Annotated in this window: 22 protein-coding genes, 1 tRNA gene and 1 pseudogene; 16 read left to right on the top strand and 8 right to left on the bottom strand. The window is 60.3% G+C overall.

Annotated elements, in window-relative coordinates:
• Positions 1-8 precede the first annotated feature (8 nt).
• Genes HPDFL43_RS10765 through HPDFL43_RS10755 form a run of 3 tightly spaced genes read left to right on the top strand, consistent with a single transcriptional unit; the run spans position 9 to position 2814 of the window.
• Complete coding sequence (locus HPDFL43_RS10765; RefSeq protein WP_245271042.1) at positions 9-893, top strand: heme/hemin ABC transporter substrate-binding protein; 885 nt, start codon at positions 9-11, stop codon at positions 891-893.
• 2 nt (positions 894-895) lie between these two features.
• Positions 896-1996, top strand: a complete 1101-nt coding sequence (locus tag HPDFL43_RS10760; protein ID WP_007197361.1) for a FecCD family ABC transporter permease — start codon at positions 896-898, stop codon at positions 1994-1996.
• A gap of 11 nt (positions 1997-2007) precedes the next feature.
• Positions 2008-2814 (top strand): heme ABC transporter ATP-binding protein, encoded by an 807-nt coding sequence (locus HPDFL43_RS10755; protein WP_040449197.1) that lies wholly within the window; start codon positions 2008-2010, stop codon positions 2812-2814.
• 66 nt (positions 2815-2880) lie between these two features.
• Here the strand turns inward: HPDFL43_RS10755 and HPDFL43_RS10750 are convergent, their stop codons facing one another.
• The 6 genes from HPDFL43_RS10750 to HPDFL43_RS10725 are packed head-to-tail and all read right to left on the bottom strand — an operon-like array spanning position 2881 to position 10060.
• The gene (locus HPDFL43_RS10750) at positions 2881-4242 is read right to left on the bottom strand and encodes an FAD-dependent oxidoreductase (RefSeq protein ID WP_007197359.1); all 1362 of its coding nucleotides are present in this window, start codon (positions 4240-4242) and stop codon (positions 2881-2883) included.
• A complete protein-coding gene (locus HPDFL43_RS10745) occupies positions 4239-5108 on the bottom strand; it encodes an isocitrate lyase/PEP mutase family protein (RefSeq protein WP_007197358.1) in 870 nt (289 codons plus the stop codon). Before HPDFL43_RS10745 ends, HPDFL43_RS10750 begins: the two co-directional genes overlap by 4 nt.
• Positions 5105-5725 carry a cysteine hydrolase family protein gene (locus HPDFL43_RS10740; RefSeq protein ID WP_007197357.1) on the bottom strand — a complete coding sequence of 207 codons (621 nt, stop codon included), beginning with the start codon at positions 5723-5725 and terminating at the stop codon, positions 5105-5107. The genes HPDFL43_RS10745 and HPDFL43_RS10740 overlap by 4 nt, the downstream gene beginning before the upstream one ends.
• Positions 5726-5728: 3 nt before the next feature.
• Positions 5729-7792, bottom strand: a complete 2064-nt coding sequence (locus HPDFL43_RS10735) for a hydantoinase/oxoprolinase family protein (protein ID WP_040449196.1) — start codon at positions 7790-7792, stop codon at positions 5729-5731.
• Positions 7792-9480: a hydantoinase B/oxoprolinase family protein gene (locus HPDFL43_RS10730; protein WP_007197355.1), complete on the bottom strand. Its 1689-nt coding sequence runs from the start codon at positions 9478-9480 to the stop codon at positions 7792-7794. Before HPDFL43_RS10730 ends, HPDFL43_RS10735 begins: the two co-directional genes overlap by 1 nt.
• A gap of 1 nt (position 9481) precedes the next feature.
• Positions 9482-10060, bottom strand: coding sequence for a tautomerase family protein (locus HPDFL43_RS10725; RefSeq protein WP_007197354.1), 579 nt, complete (start codon positions 10058-10060; stop codon positions 9482-9484).
• A gap of 153 nt (positions 10061-10213) precedes the next feature.
• Between HPDFL43_RS10725 and HPDFL43_RS10720 the strand changes: the two genes are divergently transcribed.
• From HPDFL43_RS10720 to HPDFL43_RS10690, 7 genes are all read left to right on the top strand, one after another.
• Complete coding sequence (locus HPDFL43_RS10720) at positions 10214-11023, top strand: GntR family transcriptional regulator (protein WP_007197353.1); 810 nt, start codon at positions 10214-10216, stop codon at positions 11021-11023.
• Positions 11020-12420, top strand: coding sequence for a 3-isopropylmalate dehydratase large subunit (leuC, locus tag HPDFL43_RS10715; protein WP_007197352.1), 1401 nt, complete (start codon positions 11020-11022; stop codon positions 12418-12420). The genes HPDFL43_RS10720 and leuC overlap by 4 nt, the downstream gene beginning before the upstream one ends.
• Positions 12417-13022 (top strand): 3-isopropylmalate dehydratase small subunit, encoded by a 606-nt coding sequence (gene leuD, locus HPDFL43_RS10710; protein WP_007197351.1) that lies wholly within the window; start codon positions 12417-12419, stop codon positions 13020-13022. The genes leuC and leuD overlap by 4 nt, the downstream gene beginning before the upstream one ends.
• An 83-nt stretch (positions 13023-13105) precedes the next feature.
• Positions 13106-14116: a TRAP transporter substrate-binding protein DctP gene (gene dctP, locus HPDFL43_RS10705; RefSeq protein WP_007197350.1), complete on the top strand. Its 1011-nt coding sequence runs from the start codon at positions 13106-13108 to the stop codon at positions 14114-14116.
• Between the two features lie 61 nt (positions 14117-14177).
• Positions 14178-14684, top strand: coding sequence for a TRAP transporter small permease (locus tag HPDFL43_RS10700; protein ID WP_007197349.1), 507 nt, complete (start codon positions 14178-14180; stop codon positions 14682-14684).
• Positions 14684-15991, top strand: coding sequence for a TRAP transporter large permease (locus HPDFL43_RS10695; protein ID WP_007197348.1), 1308 nt, complete (start codon positions 14684-14686; stop codon positions 15989-15991). Before HPDFL43_RS10700 ends, HPDFL43_RS10695 begins: the two co-directional genes overlap by 1 nt.
• A gap of 413 nt (positions 15992-16404) precedes the next feature.
• Complete coding sequence (locus HPDFL43_RS10690; RefSeq protein ID WP_040449195.1) at positions 16405-18078, top strand: BCCT family transporter; 1674 nt, start codon at positions 16405-16407, stop codon at positions 18076-18078.
• Positions 18079-18272: 194 nt separating this feature from the next.
• On the opposite strand, the pseudogene HPDFL43_RS22430 reads toward HPDFL43_RS10690, so the two are convergent.
• A pseudogene (locus tag HPDFL43_RS22430) lies at positions 18273-18380 on the bottom strand (IS3 family transposase); the annotation flags it as partial.
• A 536-nt stretch (positions 18381-18916) separates the two neighbouring features.
• Between HPDFL43_RS22430 and HPDFL43_RS10680 the strand changes: the two are divergent.
• Entirely contained in the window at positions 18917-20122 is a 1206-nt protein-coding gene (locus HPDFL43_RS10680) for an IS256 family transposase (RefSeq protein WP_007196085.1), read from the top strand.
• A gap of 557 nt (positions 20123-20679) precedes the next feature.
• Here the strand turns inward: HPDFL43_RS10680 and HPDFL43_RS10675 are convergent.
• A tRNA-Ser gene (locus HPDFL43_RS10675) sits at positions 20680-20769 on the bottom strand.
• 315 nt (positions 20770-21084) lie between these two features.
• Here HPDFL43_RS10675 and HPDFL43_RS10670 point away from each other — a divergent pair.
• The 5 genes from HPDFL43_RS10670 (at position 21085) to HPDFL43_RS10650 (ending at position 25829) form a co-directional block, all read left to right on the top strand.
• A complete protein-coding gene (locus HPDFL43_RS10670; RefSeq protein ID WP_040449194.1) occupies positions 21085-21480 on the top strand; it encodes a hypothetical protein in 396 nt (131 codons plus the stop codon).
• A gap of 268 nt (positions 21481-21748) precedes the next feature.
• Positions 21749-22714: a septal ring lytic transglycosylase RlpA family protein gene (locus HPDFL43_RS22335; RefSeq protein WP_007197341.1), complete on the top strand. Its 966-nt coding sequence runs from the start codon at positions 21749-21751 to the stop codon at positions 22712-22714.
• 128 nt (positions 22715-22842) lie between these two features.
• Positions 22843-24000 carry a D-alanyl-D-alanine carboxypeptidase family protein gene (locus tag HPDFL43_RS10660; RefSeq protein WP_052093293.1) on the top strand — a complete coding sequence of 386 codons (1158 nt, stop codon included), beginning with the start codon at positions 22843-22845 and terminating at the stop codon, positions 23998-24000.
• A gap of 132 nt (positions 24001-24132) precedes the next feature.
• Complete coding sequence (gene tmk, locus HPDFL43_RS10655; protein ID WP_007197339.1) at positions 24133-24813, top strand: dTMP kinase; 681 nt, start codon at positions 24133-24135, stop codon at positions 24811-24813.
• Entirely contained in the window at positions 24810-25829 is a 1020-nt protein-coding gene (locus tag HPDFL43_RS10650) for a DNA polymerase III subunit delta' (RefSeq protein ID WP_007197338.1), read from the top strand. The genes tmk and HPDFL43_RS10650 overlap by 4 nt, the downstream gene beginning before the upstream one ends.
• Positions 25830-25836 lie beyond the last annotated feature (7 nt).

Raw genomic sequence — 25836 nt, 5'->3', positions numbered from 1 at the left:
GAGCGTCCGTGAAGCTGGGCCGCCGCCGTTTGCTCTTGGGCGGTTGCTTGATCGCGGCCCTGGCCGGTACGGGAACGAGCGCCGTGCCTGCCTTCGCCGATGAACCGAACCGGATCGTCACCATTGGCGGTTCCTTGACCGAAATCGTCTATGCACTCGGCGAGGAAGACCGCTTGATTGCGCGTGACAGTACGAGTTCCTTTCCGAGCGCTGCGGGTGAACTGCCGGATGTTGGCTATATCCGCCAGCTTTCGCCCGAGGGCGTCTTGTCGGTCAATCCCGACATGATCATTGCGCTTGAAGGCTTTGGTCCGCCGGAGGCGGCCAGCGTCATCAAGCAGGCAGGGATTCCGGTTGTGGTCATCCCCGATGGTTATGACAATGATTCGATCATCCGGAAGATTCGGGCGACGGCCAGCGCCTTGGGGCGCGAAGAGGCAGGCGAAGAGCTTGCTGCGAAAACGGCTGCCGAACTGGCTGCGGCACAGGCTGCGGCCGAGGGAATCACCGACAAGCGCAAGGTGATGTTTCTGCTTTCGGCCGCCGGCGGCCGTTTGATGGCCGGTGGCAGCCACACCCATGCCGATGGCATCATTTCCCTTGCGGGTGGCGTCAATGCCATGGCCGACGTCAATGGTTACAAACCGGTTTCCAATGAAGCCGTCATTGAAGCGGCGCCTGAGCTGATCCTGAGGATGCGCGGTGGCGGTGATCAATCCAGTGACGCGGACGTGCTTGCGCATCCCGCGATCATGGCAACCCCGGCAGGCAAGGAAGGCAAAGTGGTGGCAATGGATGGTCTTTTCATCCTCGGCTTCGGTCCGAGAACCGCTGCTGCCGCGCACGAATTGAGTGAAATCCTCTACGGCGACACTGCTGCTGCGGGCAACTGACCATGCTTCAGCGGTTGAATCACAAGCAGACCGCTGCACGCGGTCAGCCCTCTCTCGAAGGTGACCGGTCCCTGCGGGCCAGGGTCGCACTCGCGGGCCTGCTGGTCCTGCTGGTTGTCACGATGGGGTTTGCCCTGCAGTTCGGCGCGTTTGACGCGCCGACACTGCGCATTCTGATGATCTGGGCAGGCCTTGATGACGGCCAGGGGCTGGAAGCGGTCGATCAGATGGTGATCACCAATATCCGTCTGCCGCGGGTGATCATGGGCGCATTGATCGGTGCGGCATTGGCCATTTCAGGCGCGGTGATGCAGGGACTGTTCCGGAATCCGCTGGCGGATCCGGGAATCGTTGGAGTGTCGGCAGGGGCAAGCCTGGGTGCGGTCTCAATCATCGTGCTGGGCGGTACGGTGCTTGCACCCTACGCCCAGCTTGTGGGCACCAACGCTCTGCCGTTTGCTGCGTTTCTGGGTGGCCTTGCCTCAACCTACATTCTCTATGCCATTGCCACCCGGCAGCGCCGCACTTCGGTGGCGACAATGCTCCTCGCCGGTATCGCCCTGGGGGCGTTTGCGCTTGCGATGACCGGTCTGTTGATCTTTGTGGCTGATGATCTGCAATTGCGGGAAATTTCCTTCTGGGGCCTTGGATCGCTGGCCGGCGCGACATGGGAAAAGGTGGTTTCCGTGATCCCGATCCTGTTGCCGTCGCTTCTGCTTACGCTCTATCTGGCACGCGGGCTGAACGCGCTTGCTCTCGGGGAAGCTGCGGCTGTGCACATGGGTGTCCCGCTGCAGCGTGTGAAGAACGTTGCGATCTTTGCCATTGCAGCTGCCACGGGAGCTTCCGTTGCGGTTTCGGGCGGGATCGGTTTTGTCGGGATCATCGTCCCGCATGTTCTCAGGCTCTCGATTGGTCCGGACCACCGTTACCTGATACCGGCTTCGGGGCTGCTCGGGGCGGTTTTTCTGATCCTCGCCGACTGCATCAGCCGAACCGTTGTACAGCCGGCCGAATTGCCGATCGGCATTGTCACTGCTGCGATCGGTGCGCCGTTCTTCCTTTGGATCCTGCTGCGTCGGCGCGGGATACTTGACCTGTGAGTGGTTCAGCCATGATTGAAGCTGAAAATCTGACCGTTCGATACGGCCGCAACCCGATCCTTCGCGACATCTCGTTCGAGGCGAAGGCTGGCTGCGTGACCGTCATCGCGGGGCCGAACGGCTCGGGAAAGACGACGCTCCTGAAGGCGTTGTCCGGTGACCTGACCTATGAAGGAACGATCCGGCTGAACGGTGAGGACATTGGCGGACTGAAGCCCCATCAGATGGCTGCAAAGCGTGGGGTTCTTGCTCAGGAGACAACGCTGAGCTTCCCATTCACGGTGGCCGAAGTCGTGCGCATCGGTCTCTCTGCCAAGGCGGGGGCACCGGTCGACCGCGTTTCCCGTGACCGGCGGGTGGCAGAAGCATTGGCAACCGTCGATCTTGCCGGGTTTGCCGGGCGGTTCTACCAGGAGCTGTCAGGCGGCGAACGCCAGCGCGTGCAATTGGCGCGCGTCCTTTGCCAGATCTGGGAGCCGGTGAATGTGCATGGTCCACGATGGCTGTTTCTAGACGAGCCTGTGTCGAGCCTCGACATCAGGCATCAGATCGGCGTGATGGAACTGGCAACCGATTATGCGCGGCGTGGCGGTGGTGTCATTGCGGTCATGCATGATCTGAATCTGACCGCCATGTTTGCCGATCGTGTCACACTCCTGGCCAGCGGCAATGTCGTGGCGTCGGGCACGCCCGACGCTGTCATGAGCGACGCAGCTCTCTCCGAAACCTTCGGGTGCCGGCTGCGTGTGGGCATCAAGCCCGCCAACGATTTGTTTGTTCTGCCCCATTCGATTGTCGCAAGCACCACAGTCTCCTGATCCGCGGGCATGGGGCAGATGACGGCCACGGTTTTGGTTAGTGTCTACTGACATTGCTGGTGTTGGCTAACCGGACCGGGAGCCCGCGATCCAACCAAGGGTGACGGCCGAAAGCAGGCCGTTGCCCGACAGGTAACCGCTGTCGCCCGTGCCCGATACGCCGCAAGCGGCACCACCGGTTGCGTGGAGATTTTCCATCAGGCCGCCCGCGGAAAGGCGGGCACGCGCCGTTGGCGGATCGACAGCGATCCCGCCCTGGGTGTGAAACAGCGCCCCGGTCACCTTGACCGCCGCATAGGGCGGCGTCAGCCTTGTTTCGCCAAATCTGCGTCCGTACCTGTCGGTTTGTCCTTGCGGGATCTCGGAAAGAGTGGCGCACAGATTGGCTTGCGGCAGTCCGGTTGCCTCTGCCAGCGCCGCGACATCTTCGGCCATGCGGACCGCGCCTGAAGCCTCGGCCTGTTTGAAGTCCTCGAACTGGCGGGCGATTGCTGCGATGCGGGCGTCAAACACAGCCCAGGCCACGCCGCCGGGCTGCGCCAGAACAGCGCGCGCGGCTTCGGAATAGCCTTGCGCCTCGTTCCAGAAGCGCTGACCGTTTGTGTTCACCTGAATGCCGCCTTCCATGATCACAGCCCAGGTGATCAGGATACCGTGGGGATGGGCGACATTGCCGTGGCCCTGGAATGCTCCGAGGCTGCGGGTTTCAAGCCCCAGCGCTTCGGCCCATTCGACAGCTTCGCCGCGGTTGCCATCATGGCCGAACCAGACGGCATTTTCGATCTTCGGCATATAACGTGCAACCATTTCACGGTTTCCGCCAAAGCCGTTGCAGGCGAGGATCAGCCGTTGGCAGGCAATGGTTTCCACGCCGTCAGGCGCTTGCACGGTGAGGCCCGTGACACGGTTCGCTTGGGCATGGACGGCGGTGGCCCTTCGGTTGCACACGATATCGATCCCGGCATTTTCAGCGGCCTGACGCAGCCGGTCAATCAGTTCCCGGCCAGAGCGCGACGGCAGGCCATGCATGCGCCGCCGCGCGTGACCGGGATAATCGAAATCGGTGACCAGGGAAAACGGCAATCCATGGCTTTCACTCAGCCATTCGACGACCGGGGCTGCGTTCTGCGCCATTGCGGCGACCAGTGCGGGATCGTTTTCCAGCTTCGCCTTGCGCTGGATGTCGGCGGCAAAGAGCGCTGGAGTGTCATCGATACCCGCGGCCTGCTGAAAGCGTGTTCCGGCCGCCGGTATCAGGCCTGCTGACAACGCGGTGGAGCCGGAGGGAACAGCATCGGCCTCTATCACCAGAACCTGCTGTCCGGCTTCATGCGCTGCGAGGGCGGCTGTCAGGCCCGCGGCCCCGGCGCCGACGATCAAGGTTTGCACCTCGAAGTCGAAGGCCGGTAAGGACCCGACGTCGCTCATTGCTCTTCGTTTCCGTCAAAACGGCGGCCTTGTGCCAGCATGTCGGCAGTTCCGATCACGCCGTTCAGTCCGTCGAAGTCGAACATCCGGTCGGCAAAGGGGCTGTTTGATCCGTTCGTCCTGAGCGACCCATAGTAGTCCTGCGCGGCGCGGGCCAAGGCGCGCACAATGCCGCCCGGGAAGATGACGATGTCGAAGCCAAGCGCCTCGAGATCGCCTGCATTGCGGATCGGGGTTGCGCCGCCTTCAACCATGTTTGCAAGCAGCGGTACGCGGCCGCGAAAGGTTTCGGCGACGCGTTTCAATTCGGTGCCTGAGCGTGGCGCTTCGATGAACAGCACATCGGCGCCTGCTTCCAGATAGGCTTCCGCTCGGTCGATGGCTGCGTCGAAGCCCTCCACGGCGATTGCATCGGTGCGGGCGATGATCAGCGTCTCGCTGCTCAACCGCGCATCGGCCATGGCAGCGATTTTGCTGGCCATTTCGGATTTTGAAATCAGTGATTTGTCCGCCAGATGACCACAGCGCTTCGGGTAGGTCTGGTCTTCCACCTGCAGTCCATTGGCGCCCGCCCGCTCATAAAGCCGCATGGTGCGCTGCGCGTTGAGCGCGTTGCCGAAGCCTGTGTCGGCATCGATGATCACCGGCAGGTCGACCCGGTCACGGATCAACATCATGGTGTCGGTCATCTCGGAGACGGAGGTGAGGCCGATATCGGGCCTTCCCAGCCGTGTGTAGGCGACGGCGGCGCCGGAGAGATAAAGGGCTTCAAAGCCCGCTTGCTGGGCAAGGGTTGCGGTCAGCCCGTCATAGACGCCCGGAGCGACAAGGATATCAGATCCGGCAAGGCGTGATTTCAGGCTCATGCTGCGCACTCCACCAGCGCCGTGGCCTGCGCACAGGTCATCTGGCTGCCAAGTGATGACAGCGACAGCAGCGTGGCCTGATGAACCGCGTCCTTGAAGGCTGCGCATCCGTCGGTCAAAAGAATGGTGTCGATGTTGCGCAGATGGGCGTCGCGCAGGGTGCTGGCAACGCCGCCATTGGTGACGATGCCACCGATCAGCAAGGTGTCGATGCCTAGCGCCCGCATGATGTATTCGAGCCGGGTCTGGTAAAATGCCGAGTAGGCGACCTTTTCGATCGTGTAATTCGCCGGCTTCAGCGGATCAACGAGATCATGGCCAAAATTGCCCGGTGCGAAGTCGCCCTTGGCAAGAAACGGCCGCAACTGCTTGAGATGCGGTGCGATCAGGGGTTCGCCATCCGGTCCGGGAATCAGGGTGAATTGGGCGCTGAAATAGGTGCCGCCCTTTGCTTTTAGTGCGTTGCGCAAGGGCACTATGCGTTCCGGCAGTGCTGTGATCGACTCCGCTGTCTGGTTGGCGCGGCCATAGGCACCATCAGGGTGGAGAAAGTCGTTCTGGAGATCGATCGTCAGAAGCGCGGTCCGCGCCGGATCCAGACGGGTGCTGTCTGCCATGTTCTAACCCTCCACTCGTTCAATAATCGTGTTGCCAAAGGCATCAACTGTTGCCTTGAGACCGGGATCGACCAGCACTGTGGTATCGGGCTGTTCCAGAATTGCGGGGCCTTCGATCACAGCGCCAACGGGCAGGGCGAGCCGGTCGTAGATCATCGTATCCCGCCATTCATTTGCAAAGAACACCTGCCGGTTCGCCTTGTGGGCGCCTTGCACGCTCCCGGTCCTGGGAGCAAGGGTCGACAGATCGAATTTTGGTCGTCGCCCGATGACCGATGTGCGCAGGTTCATCACCCGCCTTGTCCCGTTCTTGAGCAGGCGGCCATAGGCTGCCTTGTAAGCTTCATCGAAGGCGTCGGTGATGTCAGACTTCGTCGGCGCAATCGGCTTTCTGCCATCCAGGGCAAGCTTCAGGGGAACCGCAACCGTATGGGTCTGGCCGAGATAGGCCATGTCGAGTTCGACCAGAATATCGGTGCGTTCGAACCGGGTCCTCGCCGCCTTGAGCAGCTCATGGCCACGGGTCACATGGTCATCGAGGAAGGCTGCCAACGCCGCCTCGTCGAGATGATCGCAGAGGACGTTAATGGTCTGAACGAAATCCTGGCGCATGTCGGCGATGACACAGCCCATGGCCGAGGTCACACCCGGGTAGCGGGGCACGATGGCGCGCGCCAGTCCGACATCATCGATCATGGCGGCTGTGTGCAATGCACCGCCACCGCCAAATGGCATGAAGGCAAAGCGTTTGGGGTCAAATCCGCGTTCGATGCTGACCAGGCGGATGGCGCCGGCCATGCGTGAATTTGCGACCCGCAGGATGGCATCGGCCGCTTCGACGGTGGAGAGTCCGAGCGGTTCGCCGACATGCGCGTCAATGGCTGCCGAGGCTGCCTCAACATCGAGGCGTGTCAGTTTTCCACCAATGGGGTTGTCGGGATCGATCCGGCCAAGCACCACATTGGCGTCGGTCACCGTCGGTCGTGTGTTGCCAAGGCCATAAGCGACAGGGCCCGGGTTGGAGCCAGCGCTTTCGGGGCCGATGTTGAGCATACCGCCCTTGTCGACCCAGGCGATGGAACCGCCACCGGCCCCGATGGTGGTGATCTCGATCATCGGCGTGCGGACCACCATACCGAAGTCGATCGAGGTTTGCGGACTGAGCATCGACTGGCCGCCGGCAATCAACGACACGTCGAAAGAGGTGCCGCCCATGTCGCCGGTGATGACGTCGGGAAAGCCTGCGGTCTGTGCAATATAGGCGGCCGCGATGACGCCTGCTGCCGGGCCTGACAGTGCTGTCCGGACTGGCAGGCGGCAGGCGGTGTCGACCGCCATCACGCCACCATTGGATTGCACGATCATGAACTCTCCATCAAACCCGCCACCCGTCAGCGCGGTTTCCAGCCGATCCAGGTACCCTGACACCTCGGGCTGAAGATAGGCGTTGAGCGCGGTGGTGGAAAAGCGCTCATATTCGCGGATCTCGGGCAGGATTTCGTGGCTTGCGGATACATGCGGGTTTGGCCAGATCGCCCGGACCGCTTCCACTGCGCGTTTTTCGTTCTCAGCGTTCGCGTAAGCATTGGCGAACAGCACCGCCACCGCAACGCAGCCTTCATCGAGCAGGGTCTGGGCTGCATGGCGGACGGCTTCAAGATCAACCCCGGTCCGGATGGTTCCGTCGGCAAGGGTGCGTTCAGGCACTTCAAGGCGCAGATCGCGCGGGACGACGGGCTCGAAGTCACCACGCAATCCCCAGGTGCGCGGCCGGTCGCGGCGGCGCATTTCGAGAATGTCGCGCAGCCCCTGGGTGGTGATGACCCCGATCTTGGCGCCCTTGCGTTCAAGCAGGGCGTTGGTTCCCGCTGTGGTGCCGTGCACGACGACTGCGGCGGTCGAAAGATCGGGTACCTGCTGGCTTATGCCGTCGAGAAACCCGCCTGACTGGTCTGGCCTTGTGGTGGGCACCTTCGCCACCCGCGCTTCGCCGCTTTGTTCATCGAGCACGAAGACGTCGGTGAATGTGCCGCCGACGTCCACGCCGATCATTGTTCCGTTGGACATCAGCGGCCCTCTTTCCATGCACTGCCATATTGCTGCGTTGCAGCGTCTTCACTCAGCAGTCCCAGGGCCACATCGCGTGCGATCCTTTCCGGGCTGCGGCTTGACGGGGGCCCGTAACCGCCGCCGCCGGGTGTTTCCAGTCTGACACTCTCGCCCTTTGCGAGGCGAATGCCGCGCATCTTCGAAGCCATCGGCGGATGGTGCCAGCCATCGGCCTGCTCGTAGGAGAACACGTTCATTGCGGCCTCAGCGCCGCCGGCGACGCCTTGCGGGGCGAAGCGGCCGCGCTCGCCGAAAAGGAACGCTTCGGCGCCGTTGTCTTCAAGAACCTCGATCTCGTAGACCGCGCCCAGGCCGCCGCGCTGGGCTCCCGCCCCGGCGCTGTCAGGCCGCAAGGCCCATTGTTTGAACATCACCGGATAGGCGGCTTCGAGGATCTCCATAGGCGGGATCGTTGCAGTGGAAATCGGTGCATTGCCGTGATTGAGCCCGTCGCCTTCGGGTGTTCCGCCATGGCCGCCGCCATAGAAGGAGAACATCACCCAGGGCTGGCCGTTCTTGCGTTTGCCGGCAATCGAAAGGGCATTGATGGTGCCATAGGCATTGGCGACAACCCGCTCGGGCGCAGCCTGGGCCATGGCCGAGAAAATGGCGTCGATCATTCGCAGGATGGTTTCGGTGTAGCCGCCGACGGGGGCAGGGAACTCTGCGGCAAGTAGCGAGCCTTGCGGGATTTTCACGGTGATCGGCCGCATCACACCGGCGTTGGCCGGAAGGGCGGGAAAGATATGCTTTATGGCCACATAGGCGGTGGCCACTGCTGTTGGCAGGGCAATGTTGACCGGGCCTGCGCAACGCGGCGCCGAGCCTTCGAAATCGAGCTCCATCCGGTCTCCCGCGATGGTCAGTGCAACCCGGATGGCAAGCGGCTCATCGACAATGCCATCATTGTCGAGATAGTCGACGGCTTCCCAGCGGCCATCCGGGAGATCGGTTAGTTCGCAGCGCATCAGTGCTTCGGCACGGTCACCAAGCGCATCGAGAGCGGATCCCACGGTGCCCGGGCCATATTCGGCGAGCAGCTCGTCCATCCGTTTCACACCAAGATCCAGCGCACCCAGCTGCCCGTTCAGATCGCCCTGAGCGGATTGCGGCAGACGGGTGTTGCGCAGCAGGATGTCGATGATGTCCTGGTTGATTTCTCCGGCGCGGGCCAGACGCACCGGTGGAAGCACAAAAGCCTCTGCAAAGGCGTCAGTGGCGGCTGGATTGTAGTTGCCCGGTACTGCGCCACCCACATCATGCCAGTGGCCGACCGAGGCCAGCCAGCAAAACAGCTCTCCGTCATGAAAACACGGGCGCACCAGCCGCATATCGGATAGGTGCGTGCCACCCAGATGGGCGTCGTTGAAGATGAAAATGTCGCCGTCGGCGAGGTCGCCGGTTTCGGCCACTTTGTCGATCACCGCCTTGACCGCAAAGGACATCACGCCAACAAAAATCGGCAGGCCGGACTTGCCTTGCACCAGCGTGTCGCCGGTGACGGCATGGTAAAGGCCGTGACTGGCGTCATGGGCTTCGGCGATGATCGGGTTGAACGCCGCACGGAACAGAGTTGCGTCCATCTCGTCGGCGATCTGTTCCATGCGTCCGGCCAGAACAGCCAGGGTAATCGGGTCTATGCTCATGTCAGTTGTGCGCTCTTGCCAGGTTTGCCTTTGTTTCAGCCATATCGTTCCAGACGTCCTGCCGGGTGATCTTGCCATCGCTCATTTCGAAACGGTCGATAAAGCGGATGTTCTCAAAGGCAGTGCCATCAGGCCACTCGCCATAGAGCGTCCCCGTTGCATAGATGATGGTGGCCTGGCCTTGCTGGAATGCCTCGAAATTGTCGTAGGCTTTTTTGACGAAGCGGTACCGGGGCTTCGCCCAGGCGATCAGCTCTTCAAGTGTCCTGAGGCCGGGGGCTGCGGGGAAGTTCATGACAAAGCCTTCCGCCAGCATGGAGCGCGCGGTGCCGATGTTGCGTGCTTCCATGGCGGCAAGATAGGCGCGGATCTGGTCGCAGGGATCGGATCGGGCAGGGGCAGGCGTCCTGGTTTTGCCGCCGCGCATGTAGTTGGCCTTTGGAACTTCGCGGATCATCACCGTCACGGCGTCCGGATTGGCCGGAATCACCAGGCAGGCGGCGTCTGTCAGCGCGCGTGCAAGGCGCTGCCGCTCGTCTTCCGAGTAGCCTTCCAGCAAATGGGCTTCGATGACAGGCACAGCGCGACCTCCATGAATAATCTGTATGTTTGATAGTACAGATTTTCGTATGTGGAAACCGCAAATTTCTGATCTTTATGTGGATAGGTTTGTTGATTTTCTGAAATCCGGTGTTACGGTTGCGCGACAAAATCGGGCTTTGGAGGTCTGTGCGTGGCGGTGAAGCAAAACACGGGATTACCTGATGGCGGCAAGGCCCGGCGGGTGTATCTGTTGCTGCGCGACGAGATACTGAACGGGACCTTTCAGGCCAAAAGCCTGTTGCCAGGCGAGCAGAAGTTGGCGGAAATTCACTCCGTCAGCCGGATCACCATTCGACGGGCCTTGGAGGCATTGGAGGCCGATGGGTTGATCGAACGCCGCGCCGGCTCCGGCACCACCGTACGTGCTTTTGATGATGCCGGGGGACAGGTGACGGCGGATTTTGCGACATTGATGCCGCAACTCGTGGAGATGGGGCAGAGCACCACAGCGCGGCTTTTGTCGTTCTCCTATGGCCCTGCGTCACAGATCGTCTCGTCGGCCATGGCATTGCCTGAAGGCGCCAGAGTGCAAACAGCGATCCGCGTCCGTTTGATTGACGGCAAGGCGTTTTCGCATCTGACAACGCATGTTCCTGAAGAAATTGCCGCGAGTTACACCGAGTCAGACCTCGCCACGACGCCGCTGTTCCGGCTTTTGGAACGCTCCGGGGTGCAGGTGGCCGATGCGCATCAGTCGGTCAGCGCCACGCTGGCCGCGCCCGATGTTGCCGAAGCGCTCGGCGTCGAAATCGGTTCGGCGCTGCTTTCGATTCGGCGTGTGGTGCATGACACAAACGGACGCGGTGTGGAGTATTTGTCGGCGCTTTACCGGCCGGACCTTTTCCGTCTGGAGATGACGCTTGATCGTGTCGGGTCTGAGGACAGCCGCCGCTGGGAGCCTGTGATTGATCCTGGCGCGACACAAGAGGCGGCCGAATGACGTCGCGGACATTGTTCGAAAAGCTCTGGAGCGCGCACGAAATAACCCGCCGTGCGGACGGCGCGTCGCTTCTGTGGGTCGACCGGCATCTGGTGCATGAAGGATCTCATCATGCATTTGCCCGGCTTGCCGCCCGCGGTGGCACGCTCGCCGAGCCGGCTCTGACATTTGCGGTGGTTGATCATTACGCGCCAACCCGCAGCCGGCAATCATTGCCGCAGGGCGACATCCAGCGGATGATCGCGACGCTCGAAGACAATGCAAGGGCACATGGGGTGCGGCTGTTCGGCCTCAATGATCCTGAGCAGGGCATTGTCCATGTGCTTGGGCCAGAGCAGGGGCTGACCCTACCGGGCCTGACGGTCAATTGCGGAGACAGCCACACCTCGACTCATGGCGCGCTGGGCGCTTTGGCCTTTGGCATCGGCGCGACCGATGTCGCCCATGTGCTCGCAACCCAGACGATCTGGCAGGTTCGTCCGAAATCAATGCGGGTCAGTGTTGAAGGCCATCTAGGCGCAGCCGTCACCGCAAAGGATCTGGCGCTTGCCCTGATCGCCCATCTTGGCGCGGATGGTGGGCGCGGCCACGCGATCGAATATGCCGGTTCCACGGTGCGTGGCCTGTCCATGGAAGGGCGGATGACACTGTGCAATCTCTCGATCGAGAGTGGCGCGCGGCTTGGCATGGTGGCGCCCGACGACGTTACATTTACATATCTCAAAGGGCGGCCTTATGCACCCGCAGGGCACGATTGGGATCGTGCGGTCGAGGCCTGGAGCGAATTGCCGAGCGACAGCGTTGCTCAGTTCGACAATGAAGTGTCGATTGATGCCGCGGAGATCGCGCCAACCGTGACCTGGGGCACCAGTCCCGAGGAAGCGCTGCCGATCACCGCAACACTGCCCGACCCGGCACGGCTTGAGGGCGCGCGGGCTGAACGGGCACGCGAGGCACTCGACTATATGGGGCTTGCTGCCGGACGTCCGCTCGCTGGCACGCCGGTGGATCAGGTGTTCATCGGGTCCTGTACCAATGGCCGGATCGAGGATCTGCGTCTCGCGGCTGCCGTTCTGAAGGGACGGCGGGCGCGGGTTTCGGGATTGGTTGCGCCGGGCTCGAGCCTGGTCAAGCGGCAGGCGGAGCAGGAGGGACTTGACAGAATCTTTACCGATGCGGGCCTCGAGTGGACGGATTCCGGCTGCTCGATGTGCGTCGGAATGAACGGTGATCTGGTGGCTCCGGGGAAACGCTGCGCGTCATCGACCAACCGCAATTTCAAGGGCCGGCAGGGCAAGGGTTCACGCACGCACCTGATGAGTCCCGCAATGGTTGCAGCGGCTGCGGTTACCGGAACCCTGTGCGATGTGCGGCCGCTGCTGGAGGGGCGGGCATGAGCGGCTGGTCAGCGCATGAAGGGCAGGCGGTCGCCTTGCCTTTTGAGAGTGTCGACACGGATCAGCTTATTCCTGCGCGCTTCATGTCGGTGCCACGTTCCAAGGGCTATGGCTCTTTCCTTTTGCATGACATGCGCCACGATGGCGCTGGAGAGCAGATTTCTGATTTTCCACTCAACCGGCATCCGGCTGCCAGCGTTCTCGTCGCGCGGCGCAATTTCGGTTCCGGGTCATCACGCGAGGCCGCGGTCTATGCGCTTGTCGATTTCGGCATTCGGGTGGTTATCGCGCCAAGCTTTGGAGATATCTTCTGCGGCAATGCGGTCAACAACCAGCTTTTGCCACTGGTGCTGCCCGAAGAAACAATCGAGGCGATGCTGAGCCGCCTGGGTTCGGGCACCGCCGCAATCCACATCGATCTGAATGTCCAGATGGTCAGCCTTGACCACCAGACCTACCAATTCGACTTGCCTGAGATCTGGCGTGAGAAGCTGATCAACGGCTGGGACGACATCGATCTGACCGCTTCGCGGGCAGGGGCCATCAAGAGCTATCGCGACAGCCGCAAGGCCGCCGCTCCCTGGGTCTGGCCGCCCCAATAATTGAACGCGGACAAACCGCGCAACAACCAAGGGGTCACCCCCCACAACAGGGCGGGAGCTTCCCGCGATGAAGGAGAACTAAAATGAAGCATATGATGATTGGCGGTCTTCTGGCGAGCAGCCTGATGGTCACCGCTGCCTATGCGGAGGAGACAATTTCCGCGGTCCACGCATTTCCGACCACACTGATCTACACCCAGTCTTTCCTCAAATTCGTCGACAAGGTGAACGAGGCAGGCAAGGGAGTGGTCCAGATCGAAGTCCGCGGCGGCCCCGAAGCGATCGGCATGTTCCAGCAGCCCGACGCTGTGCGCGATGGCGTGGTCGACATGGTCTACACACCCGGTTCCTTCTACGGCGGTGCGGTGCCTGAAAAGGATGCGCTGGTGGCCTCGAACCTGACGGCTGTCGAAGCGCGGGCCAATGGCGGCATCGACATGATCGATGCAATCCACCAGGAGAAGATGGGCGTGAAGTATCTCGGCTGGTTCGACAGCGGCGTCTGCTACAACCTTTGGACCCGCGATGCACCGGAGTTCGATGCTGACGGGAATCTCAAGGTCGAAGGCCTGAAGTTGCGCGGCAACGCGGTCTACAACGCGTTCTTCAACGAATATCTTGGCGCACAGGTGATCGACCTGCCGACCACGGAAGTCTATTCGGCGCTTGAACGCGGCGTTGTGGATGCGACTGGCTGGACTCAGATCGGTCTTATCGATCTGAAATGGAACGAGTTCCTGAACTACCGCATCGAGCCTTGCTTTTTCTCGACCGACCTTGGCGTGATCGTCAATCTCGACCGCTGGAACAGCCTGTCGGATGAGGCGAAGAAGGTCCTTCAGGACGCCGCGATCGCCCACGAGGCCGAAAGCGTTGCCGAACTCAAGGAAAAGCGTGACGCCGATTTCGCAGCACTGGAAGCTGGCGGCATGATGGTGGTTTCGCTCGAAGGTGAAGCCAAGGCCAACTATCTCAATGCAGCCCGCGAAAAGACCTGGGCACGCATGAAGGGTCTGATGGCGGAGCACCCGAGCGGTGACGGCCAGTATGACGCGCTGATCGGCAAGTTCTACGATCCGGCACTCGACCAATAATGCATTCAGGGCCGCCCCGTTTCCGGGGCGGCCCATTTATCCCTTCGAACCCGGTAACGTCATGCAGCAGGTCACCCGCCTCTACAACGCCTTCCTCTTCGCAATGGCTTTCATATCAGGCGCCATGCTTGTCTGGCTGATGGTATCGGTCGTGGTGTCGGTTTTCATGCGAAACCTCGGCATTCAGCCCTTTGCCTGGCTGTTCACATCGTCTGAATACGCACTTTTGTACATGACGATGCTCGGTGCGCCGTGGCTGGTGCGGGTCAAGGGCCATGTCCATATCGAACTGGTCACGGCGGGCCTGCGACCCGCCGCGCGGCGGATCATCAGCCGCCTTGTCGCAGCTCTTTGTGTTCTGGTGTGCCTGGTTCTTGCCTGGAAGGGCGTGGAGCTGGTTCACACCAATCTGGCACGCAATGACTATGACGTCCGCGCCTACTATTTCCCCCGCTGGCTCCTAACGATCAGCTTTCCGGTCTGCTTTGGCCTGATGGCGGTCGAGTTTTCGCGCTTCGTGTTCGGGCGCGAGTTGATGCATTCGGGTGAAGCGGGGATCCACGAATGATGGAATGGTATTGGGCACTGACGATTCTGCTGGGATCGATCCTTGCATTGATGGCGATCGGCATGCCGGTGGCTCTGGCTTTTCTGGCTGCCAACATCATTGGCGCCTGGATCTTCATGGGCGGTGAAAAGGGTATCTCCGTCCTGCTCAACAACGGCCTGGGGTCACTGACGAGCTTTGCGCTGGTGCCGATCCCGCTGTTTCTTCTGATGGGAGAGATCTTCTTCCATACCGGGCTCGGGGCGCGGATGTTCAATGCCATCGACCAGCTGCTGGGGCGGCTGCCCGGACGGCTGAGTTACGTCACCGTGCTCGGCGGGACTGGGTTCTCGACATTGTCGGGGTCCTCCATGGGATCGACGGCGCTGCTCGGCAGCCTGATGGTGCCGGAGATGACCAAGCGCGGCTACAAGAAGTACATGTCGATCGGCCCGATCCTGGGAACCGGCGGGCTCGCGATCATTATTCCGCCATCGGCGCTCGCGGTGCTGCTGGCTACCCTTGCCCGCATTGATGTCGGCGCATTGCTGATTGCCGGCATCATCCCCGGACTGATCCTGTCGGTGTTCTACATCGGCACGATCTGGCTGCAGTGCCGACTCGACCCCGAAGCAGCCCCGGCCTACGACGTCGAGCCGATTTCCCTTGGAGAAAAACTGACACTGCTGGTCCGGGACGTGGTCCCGATGCTCTCGGTGATGGTGGTCATCGTCTTCATGATGGTGGGCGGCATCGTCACGCCGTCTGAAGCAGCCGCCTTCGGGGCACTCGGAGTGATCGTTCTCGCCGTGGTCTTCCGCTGCCTGACATGGGAGTCGATCAAGAAGTCGATCGTCGGGGCAATGCGCGTGACCTTGATGGCCTATCTGATTGTCTTCGGTTCTGCGACCTTCAGCCAGCTGCTGGCCTTCTCCGGCGCTTCAAGCGGCCTGATCCGCTGGGCGACCGGTTACGAACTTGATCCGGTCATTATGCTGATGGTCATGTTCGGCGTGCTGTTGCTGCTCGGCATGTTCATGGAGCAGATCTCGATGATGCTGTTGACCGTGCCGATCTTTTTCCCGTTGGCGACAAGCCTGGGTTTCGATCCGATCTGGTTTGGCCTGGTGATGCTGCTGGCGCTGGAAATCAGCTTCACGACGCCACCCTTCGGGCTCTTGCTGTTCGTGATGAAGGGCGTGGCGCCCCCGGATACGACGATGCGCGAGATCTATCTCTCGGCGTTTCCGTTCATGGGGTGCTCGCTGCTTCTGGTGGGGCTCCTGGTGCTGTTTCCGAAAATCGCGCTCTGGCTGCCGGGCTTGTAATGCCCGCACCGGCTTTCCTGCCGTAACTCAAAAGGGTTGGACGCCACTGAAAACCCGTGACCAGAACGCGAAGCCTGTCGGGGTTTTCGACTGTCATCGTACCAAACACCAGCCGACAACTATCTCCCTGGTTGTGAATTGGCGATCATATGATTTTCGCAATGGAGATGGGTTGCGGCCGTCGATGTCCGGGTGTGTAAATCTATGAAAATCGTCCGATCTATCGTCAAAATCATTGGATTGACATCCAGTTTATTGAGGTTTGACTGGGAAAAGGCGGCTTTTTTCTGATTTTTGATTGACCCACAGCAATTTTCGTTCAGCCTGAACGTTCGCGCCAAATCCGGTGACAACCATACTTGGTGCAAAATTGACAGGTGGTCCTTTTCCGGGGCTGCCTAGGAGGGGGAAAAATGCCATTAAAACCACCAGTTACATTTCTGCCTATCAGGGTTGCAGAATCCGGATTCTATCGAGGGTTTACGAAAGACGTCGCGATTACGGCCAAGATTCTGGTCGGAGCCTTGATTCTGTGGGCCATCGCGTTTCCAGATCAGGCCGCGTCGGTTCTCGGAGCCATGAACAGCGTCATCCTGGCGACGTTCAACTATTGGTACGTCTATGTGATGGCCTTCTTCGTGATCTTGTGTTTTGCCCTTGCGCTTTGGCCAGCGGCGGGAGCCATGCGATTGGGGCATGACGACGACCGTCCGGAGTTTTCGAACTTCTCTTGGTTTTCCATGATGTTCGGTGCCGGGATCGGAATTGGAATGCTGACATTCGCCACCGCCGAACCGATGTACCATTTTGCCAAGAACCCAAGCACCATCATGGGGCTGACGGAAGGCAGCACTGCGGGCAATGTCCGTGACGCCTATATCTGGTCCTTCACCCATTGGGGTCTGGCGGCATGGGCATCCTATGCCATTGTCGGTTTGGCGTTGGGGTACTTCTCCTACCGTCGAGGTCTACCGCTCACGATCCGCTCCGCGCTGACTCCGATTTTTGGCAAGGCGCTTTCGGGCCCGTTGGGCCATGCAATCGACGTTGTGGCGGTTGTGGCCACGGTTCTCGGCGTGGCACAGACGCTTGGCTTTGGGGTTGAGCAATTCATCTCGGGCCTGTCCAGAATCGGCTTCGGTGACTGGCTGTTTGATTTTGCCGCGGACGGCAGCAAATCATCGTCAACCATGGGCATCATCTTTGCACTGATCGTCATAATGGGGGCCTCGACACTGTCTGCGCTTTCAGGCGTCGGCAAGGGCATCAAGTGGTTGTCCAACATCAATATGGGTCTCAGCTTCTTTGTCTTGACCTTCTTCCTGATTTTCGGGTCAACCGTCTTTGGCCTGTCCACCCTGTTTGTCGGCATCTGGGATTATCTGCTTTCGATTCCCGGCAATATCTTCACGGTCTGGACCGCGGACGGCACCGAAACAGGGGATGCGCTGTCGGGTTGGCAGGGCGGCTGGACGATTTTCTACTGGGCCTGGTGGATTGCGTTTGCGCCTTTTGTGGGCGTGTTCCTTGCACGCATTTCAAAGGGCCGGACCATCCGCGAATATGTCCTGGGCGCGATGATCATTCCCGCTGTGATGTGCTTTGTGTGGTTTGCCCTTGTGGGCGGCACCGCAATCGATCTGGAACTGTCTGGTGTGGCCAATGGCGCCATCGTCGACGCAGGTCAGGCGGATCAGCTGTTCGCAATGCTGGCCGTGATCCTGAGCGATACCCTGGCGTATCTGATGTCGGTGTTGGTCGTGATCCTGTTGCTGACCTATCTGGTCACGTCGGCAGACAGTGCCGTGCTGATCATCAACACGATCAACGCTGCTGGCGACGAAGGCCCCAAGGCACGTCCGCATATCCTGTTCTGGGGCGCTGCCCTGGCATTGGTGGTTGGTGGTTTGATCATTGCGGGTGGTCTGGGCGCGATCCAGACAGCCATGGTGATCGGTGCGCTGCCGTTCAGCTTCGTCATGGTGCTGATGGGCCTTTCGCTGATCAAGGCGATCTATCGGGATGGCAAGCGGATGAAACATGGTCTTCCAACCACCCATGTCGAGCCCTCATCTGCCGCAGTGTAGCAGCAGCCTGAAACCTGAAACGGCTCCGGAGTGTTTTTCCGGGGCCGTTTTTGTCTGTGGGATGTGGGGTGGATGAACGCGCGATGTTGGTCGGACTGACACCGACATGCCCCGGTTCTGTCACCCCCTAAGCCTCTTGGCGCATCTCCTTGTAGTATCCGTCATGCTCATCTCGGCATACATTTTTTTCAGCCGGCGGTTCTCGTCCCATGCTCCCGGCACAACTCTGGCACCGGGACGCTGTGTTTTGCCTGGCGCAGGATCGCCAGGATTTGTGGTTTGCCAAATCTGCTCGTCTTCATCAAAATCTCCTCGATCATAGAGCCCGAGAAAATTCTACTTTTGAAGCCCGCCATCCTTCGGGGAGATTACCGGCGGTGTCAGATCAAATTGAGACTAACTCAGCTCAGTCGCAGGGAATAGCGCTTACGATGCAACGTGTATTGCCACGCTCGTTCAACTCGCACCTCTCCTTCTGGTTCTTGCTTTTGCTGAACTTGCGGAAGTCGGTGCCGAAATCCTTGCTGACTTTGATCCCGTATGTAATTTTGGCCCTGCGCAACGCGCGGCGCTCACGGAACTTCGCGACTGCGCCCGCGGATTCACCAACTCCGGTAACCTGTTTGGTCTTGCAAGTCTTCGCTTCCGCTTAGGCGATGGGGAAAACTGTGCCAGTGGCGAGAACGGCGACAGCGAGGGCGATTAGTAGATTGGTTTTGGTAGTGTCCGTACACGTGGTGTAATTTCATCGGCATTGCCGGTGTAATCTGGGTGGCCATCGAGGTGTATGGTCGAGGTGGAGTTAGCAGCTTCAACTACGAGCCACACGGAGACCCCGATGACCAAGACCAATATGGACCTTTCAGAGCTTCTGCAAAAGCACGATCAGGGCGACTTGCTGCGCTCGATTGCCGAGGCTGTTCTTCAACTGATGATGGAGAGCGATGTCGACGGCCTGATCGGCGCAGGACGCCACGAACGGGCCGAGCAGCGGACGACCTGGCGCAATGGCTACCGTGACCGTTGTCTCGATACCCGATTGGGGACGCTGAACCTGAAGGTGCCGAAGTTGCGGCAGGGCACCTATTTCCCCGGCTTCCTCGAAGCCCGCAAGACCTCTGAGCAGGCTCTGGTTGCGGTGATACAGGAAGCCTGGATTGGCGGAGTGTCCACAAGGCGGGTGGACGAACTGGTTCAGGCTATGGGGCTGAGCGGCATCTCGAAGAGCACGGTGTCCAAGCTGTGCAAGGACATCGACGAGCGGGTCGGCGAGTTCCTCAATCGCCCGCTCTCCGGCGAATGGCCCTATGTCTGGCTCGACGCCACCTACCTCAAGCAGCGCCAGGGCGGTCGGATCGTCAGCGTGGCCGCCATAATCGCTGTTGCCGCCAATACCGAGGGCCGCAGGGAAATCATCGGCCTTGGCGTCGGCCCCTCGGAAGCTGAGACCTTCTGGATGGACTTCCTGCGCTCGCTGAAGGCCCGCGGTCTTGACGGCGTGAAGCTGGTGATCAGCGATGCCCACAGCGGCTTGAAGGGCGCGATCTCCCGGGTCTTCGAGGCAACCTGGCAGCGGTGCCGCGTTCACTGGATGCGCAACGCCCTGGCTCATGTCTCAAAGGGCCAGCACACGGTCGTCGCGGCCGCCATCCGGCAGGCCTTCGATCAGCCAGACCGCAAGCATGCAGGCGAAACATGGCAACGGGTCGCAGATCAGCTCCGCCCGAGATGGCCCAAGCTCGCCGATCTGATGGATGTCAGCGAAAACGATGTGCTGGCCTACATGGCGTTCCCCCGCCAACACAGGACCAAGCTTCACAGCACCAATCCGATCGAGCGGCTGAACAAGGAAGTGAAACGACGTGCCGACGTCGTCGGGATATTCCCCAACGAGGCCTCGATCATGCGTCTCATAGGCGCGGTGTTGTTCGAACAGAATGACGAGTGGCAGACTTCAAGCCGCTACATGATGGTCGAAGCCTTCGCCCAGATCGACAAGGAGGAGATCGACCCCATCCTCAGCATAACAATGAAAGCCGCCTGATCATGACCTCAGGCCATCTGGAAAATTACACCACCTTGACGGACGTGACCTTGGTTTTCATGCTTGTTTCCATTTCCAGATTTGTAAATATTTTTGTTTCAAGCAGCACAACAACACTCTGTGTTCCTGTGTTCGTGCATGCATCTCAGACTACTTACGCAGCGCGCTTAGAAATACCGACACTTCTCGGCTAAACACTCCTGTCTTCGCTGACCCTGTTCCAAACCATAGCCACCTTCTTCAGGTCGACTCTGACCTAGCAGACGCGGCATCCAGCAAAGCCCGTTTCCATTGGTGGATCATCATTGGTTGCACACCGAACCGGCTGGCCGATTCCGATACCATCTCCTCTCCCTGCAATGCTTCAAGGGCCACCTGCGCAGGTTGCCTGGTGCGCGGCGACAATCAATGTGAGATTCAGCGTCAATCAGGATGAGACTCGGCGGTGGTGTGACGAATTGAGCGGGTAGCCCGACCGGAGTTACTCCCCGCCGCTGTGCATTATTCTGCGTCTCATGATCGCAGTCGGACCGGTAGAACGCTTTCGCAGGGGCAAGTGGCGGAGGGGGTGGGATTCGAACCCACGGTACGGTCTCCCGCACGCCGGTTTTCAAGACCGGTGCCTTAAACCGCTCGGCCACCCCTCCGGGTGCATAGGGCCGGTGGCTGCTGTTCAAGGCTTTCGGATCGTGTGAGAGCCCTGGGTCTGACGGCCGACCGGTTTTGCGGTTCGAGCGTGCTTGTAGCGCTGCTTGGCGCTTGGCGTCAACTTGTTTCCGGCGGCTCTCACGGGCGCGGGCGACGCCTTCTTGCGGGCAGCACAATCGGGCGCCGCCGGGCTGCGCAGCGAGGCGATTCGGGGCGTCACGTCCCGTCGCGGATGCAGAAAATACAGCCAGGATTGAACCAATTGGCGGCGCGGTGCGTAGCAACAGTGAAAACCTCATCATGTGGAGACTTCCATGCTTCGTTATTCATCTGTTTTCGGGCTCCTCTCAGCTGTCATGTTCAGTCTTTCACCGATGAGCGCACAGGCGGAACAACTCAGCGGCAATGAGCTGAAACAACTGGTCAACGGAAAGCGGATCTATCTTGCCACACCGTTTGGCGGCGAGTTTCCGCTCAATTACAAACCCTCGGGCACCGTGACAGGGGACGGGACGGCTTTGGGACTGGGCCGATGGCTTGCGCCCAAGGAAACCGGACGCTGGTGGGTGAGGGGAGAGCTGCTGTGTCAGCAGTGGCCGACCTGGTATGATGGCAAACCCAGTTGCTTCCAGATCAGGAAGACAGGCGAACGTACGCTCACCTGGGAAAGACAGGACGGCCGCCGCGGCAAGGCCCGCATTGATGGTTGATCGCCTGTCCGAGGTTTGACCTGGCCAGCCGGGCGTCTCGCCCGGCCCTTGACATATTGTTCACCATGTTTCCCGCTTTCCACAGCATTTGTCCCGCGCTCAACGCAATTTCGCCATCTTGCGAAGCGAATTAAGGCTTCGATAAGCGGATACGACGCATTGATCGGATGGGGACGGCTTTGCAGGGACAGACTGCCGGGCCATTGATGTATCCGCAAAAGCATTGAGTGGCGGTGTGGGACAGAGAAAAGAACGATCTTTGGGGACAATGCTGTGCCGTGCCGGTACAGTGCCGCTTCTTGCCGCGCTGGCGCTTGCGCTGTCAGGGTGTGTGTCTGCGCCAAGTCCGGGTAAGCCTGATCAAGCCCATATTAATACCAAGACAAAGTTCGCTGCCGCTGAATATGGCGTCGCCGCAAGCCCGCGGCTGACGACTGCCAAGCGCCCGAAAAAGGGGGGTGGCCGGTCGATGGTGGGCAAGCCTTACCGGATCCGCGGCAAGTGGTACACGCCCAAGGAAGAACCGGGCTACGACCGGGCCGGCCTTGCGTCCTGGTATGGGCCCAATTTTCACGGCCGTCTCACCGCCAATGGCGAGATTTATGACCAGTACCATCTCTCCGCCGCGCATCCCACCTTTCCGCTGCCGAGCTACGCGCGCGTCACCAACAAAAAGAATGGCAACTCGGTGGTCGTGCGCGTCAATGACCGCGGGCCCTTCGCCCATGGCCGCATCATTGATCTGTCCAAGCAGGCGGCGCAGCTTCTCGACATGAAACATGAAGGGGTGGCTGCGGTTCGGGTTCAATATATCGGGCGGGCACCGGTCGAGGGTGACGACACGCCTTATCTGATGGCGAGTTACCGGCCGGGGGGCTCCGACGCGCCTGCCGGCGGCGTCATTGCAAGTGGCGTGATGTTGGCCATGAATGGCGCTGCCTCGGTGCTGCCTGGTGTAGGTTCCACCGCGGCCGGAATGGCACCACCCGCAGCCATCGGTGTGGGCAACGCGTTGCAAGCGAGTTCTGTCGGGACATCGGGCCTGCCGATCGTGGTCAGTCTGCCCTCTGTCGGCCCGGTGCTTCCGGATCGTCCATCATTCGGATTGCCGGTTGCCGCGGCAGACACAGCTGGCGAGCCAAACAATATCGGCCTTGCCTATTGGGGCGGGCGGGTGACGAACATCACGGCGCGTTTTGATACGGTTTTGGGCACTCCGAAAAACCGGCAATAGCGGGCGGTCGCCGCCTGGGCAATTTTGACGTTCCTAATACAGATCTCTCTAAGCATTGATCCAAACCTTCAGTATTGATAGGTTTTCGGCCACGTGCATTGATGCATATCCCGGATGGATGGATTTTCATGTTTAGGCCGCTTTCAAGTCGCCTGTTTTTCGCGTTTTTGGTGCTGTTTGCCGGTTTCACAGGGGCTGTGCGTGCGCAATTGTTCGAAACACGCGCCGAGCAGGCCTACATGCTCGATGCCGACACCGGCACGGTTCTGTTTTCCAAGAATGAAAATGATCTGGTCCCCCCGGCGTCGCTTGCCAAGCTGATGACAATGGAGGTGGTGTTCAACGCCATCCGCAGCGGCAGGCTTACACTGGACGACACGTTTCAGGTGTCGGAAAATGCCTGGCGCACGGGCGGCGCGATCTCCCGGACGTCCACCATGTTTGCCGAGCTCAATTCCTCGATCCGGCTGGAGGATCTGATCCAGGGTGTCATTGTTCAATCCGCCAATGACGGGTGCATCATCATCGCAGAGGGCATGGCGGGATCGGAAGACAATTTTTCACGGTTGATGAGCGAGAGGGCGCGCGACATTGGTCTGACCCAGTCCGTGTTTGCAAACTCGTCCGGTCTGCCGCATCCGCATTCAAAGGTCTCGATGAAGGACCTGGTGACGCTGGCGCGGCACATTCATGCCACCTATCCGGAGTTCTACCGGTATTATTCGCAACCGGAGTTCACCTGGAACAACATCCGTCAACGCAATCGCAACCCGCTTCTCAACCTCGATATCGGTGTTGACGGTTTGAAGACCGGGTTCACCGAGGAATCGGGATATGGCATTGTCGCTTCGATACGTCGCGACGGACGACGGCTGTTTGTTGCCATGAGCGGGCTCTCGAGCGAGCGTGAACGGGCTGAAGAAGCGCGCAAGATGCTCGAATGGGGCGTTCGTGCGTTTGAACGCAAGACCTTGTTTGCTGCCGATGAAATCATCGGCGAACTCAGCGTCTATGGGGGCGAGGCAAATGCCGTGGTCAAGGCGGCGGGCGCGGTCGATATTCTGGTGCCGATCACCAATCGGGACCGTCTCACGGCGCGAATCAGCTATCGTTGGCCGCTGCGTGCCCCGCTTGAAGCCGGTGCAGAAGTGGGAATGCTCAAGGTCTATATCGGCGATCTTTTATCTCAGGAAACGCCACTCTACGCCGAAAATGCGGTCGGGAAGGGGGCGCTGCACAGCCAGGCGCTCGACGCTCTTATCGAACTTGCGCAATTCTGGCGTTAAGGCTGATGGCAGGCGTTCAAATTCATTGCGATTTCCTCTATGCATGCAGTCAGGCGCCGGTCCGTCCGGCCAATTTTCAACAATGGGTCCGGTGCGCGTCGATGACGCGTTGTGCGACCGGGATTTGAGCACGTGAGCACCAGCAAGGGCCGCTTCATTACATTCGAGGGCGGGGAAGGGGTCGGAAAGTCGACCCAGATCAACCGGCTCGCCAAAGTGTTGCGCCGGCGCGGTATGGATGTGCTGGTGACCCGGGAACCCGGTGGTTCGCTGGGTGCGGAAGCGGTGCGGCACGTGTTGCTCTCCGGCGCGGCGGAGGAGTTCGGGATCCGCATGGAGGCGATGCTGTTTGCGGCAGCGCGCAGTGACCATGTCGAAGAAGTCATTCGACCCGCACTTGCTGAAGGCGCGATCGTGCTGTGTGACCGCTATATGGATTCAAGCCGGGTCTATCAGGGCGTGACCGGAAATCTTGAGCCGCAATTCATCGTCAATCTTGAACGAATCGCAGTCAACAGTATGGTGCCGGATTTGACGTTGATCCTTGATCTTCCCGCCGAGGCGGGGCTGCGTCGCGCAAAGGCGCGTGTCGGGGCGAATGTTGCGCCTGACCGGTTCGAGAAGGAAGAGGTCGCAACGCATGAAAAGCGTCGCGAGGCGTTTATTGACCTGACCCGCAGCGAACCGGAACGCTGCAAGCTGATCAATGCCGATCAACCCGAGGACATGGTGGCGCTGGCGGTCCTGAGCACTGTGGAACCTGTTCTCGAACCGACCGAACTCGAAGACGCGGCGCGGGACCGAAAGGTATGAATGGCGAACAGCCGGGCGTGCTCGAAGGTGCCATCCCACCAGGTGAGAACACAGTCCTTTTCGGCCATGATGCGGCACAGTCATTTCTGGCCAATGCCTACCGGTCAGGCCGCATGCACCACGCCATTCTGATCGAGGGGCCGCAAGGCGTTGGCAAGGCGACACTTGCCTACCGTTTCGCCCGACATATGCTTGCGCATCCTGATCCTCTTTCAGCGCCCGAAATGATCGCCGATTCTGGTCCGGACGACCCGCTGACCAGGCAGATTGCCAGCGGCGCATCGCACAATCTGCTGCATCTGGCGCGGCCGGTGGATGAGAAGACGGGAAAGGTAAAATCGGTCATCACCGTCGATGAGGTTCGAAAGGCGGGAAAGTTCTTTGGCCAGACCTCCGGGACCGGCAACTGGCGGATTGCCATCATAGATCCCGCTGACGATCTCAACCGCAATGCGGCCAATGCGCTTCTCAAGATTCTTGAGGAGCCGCCAAAGCGCTCTCTTTTTCTCGTGCTTTCGCACACCCCGGGCCGTCTTTTGCCGACCATCCGCTCGCGGTGTCTGTCGCTTCGGCTGCAGCCGCTTTCAGCCCCTGATCTGGATCTGGCGCTTGGGCATCTTGGTGCGGCACCTGGGGAGGCGGACGCCATCATCCGCTTGAGTGAAGGCAGCGTGGCGCGCGCCTTGTTGCTGCGCAACTATGGCGGTGCCGAGATCGCCGAGGCGTTCGTCGACATTATCGAGCGTGGCAGCCTTGCAAATCGTGAACCGATCCACAAACTTGCTGAAACGCTGTCGGCGCGGGACCGGGATGTGGCTTACCAGTTTTTCACCGAACTGGTGATCGACCGGATACAGGCAATGGCGCGGGACGCCGGGGCGGCGGGGGATCTCAACGAAGCCGACCGGTTGGCGCGCCTATCAGTCGAGCTGGCCGAGCACTTTGCCACCGCCGCGGCCTACAATCTGGACCGCAAGCAGACTGTGCTTCATGTGTTTACCCTGTTTTTCCGCTAGGGCATGC

The sequence above is a fragment of the Hoeflea phototrophica DFL-43 genome, from assembly GCF_000154705.2.
GTDB lineage: Bacteria > Pseudomonadota > Alphaproteobacteria > Rhizobiales > Rhizobiaceae > Hoeflea > Hoeflea phototrophica.
This window is presented reverse-complemented; position numbering and strand designations above follow the sequence as displayed.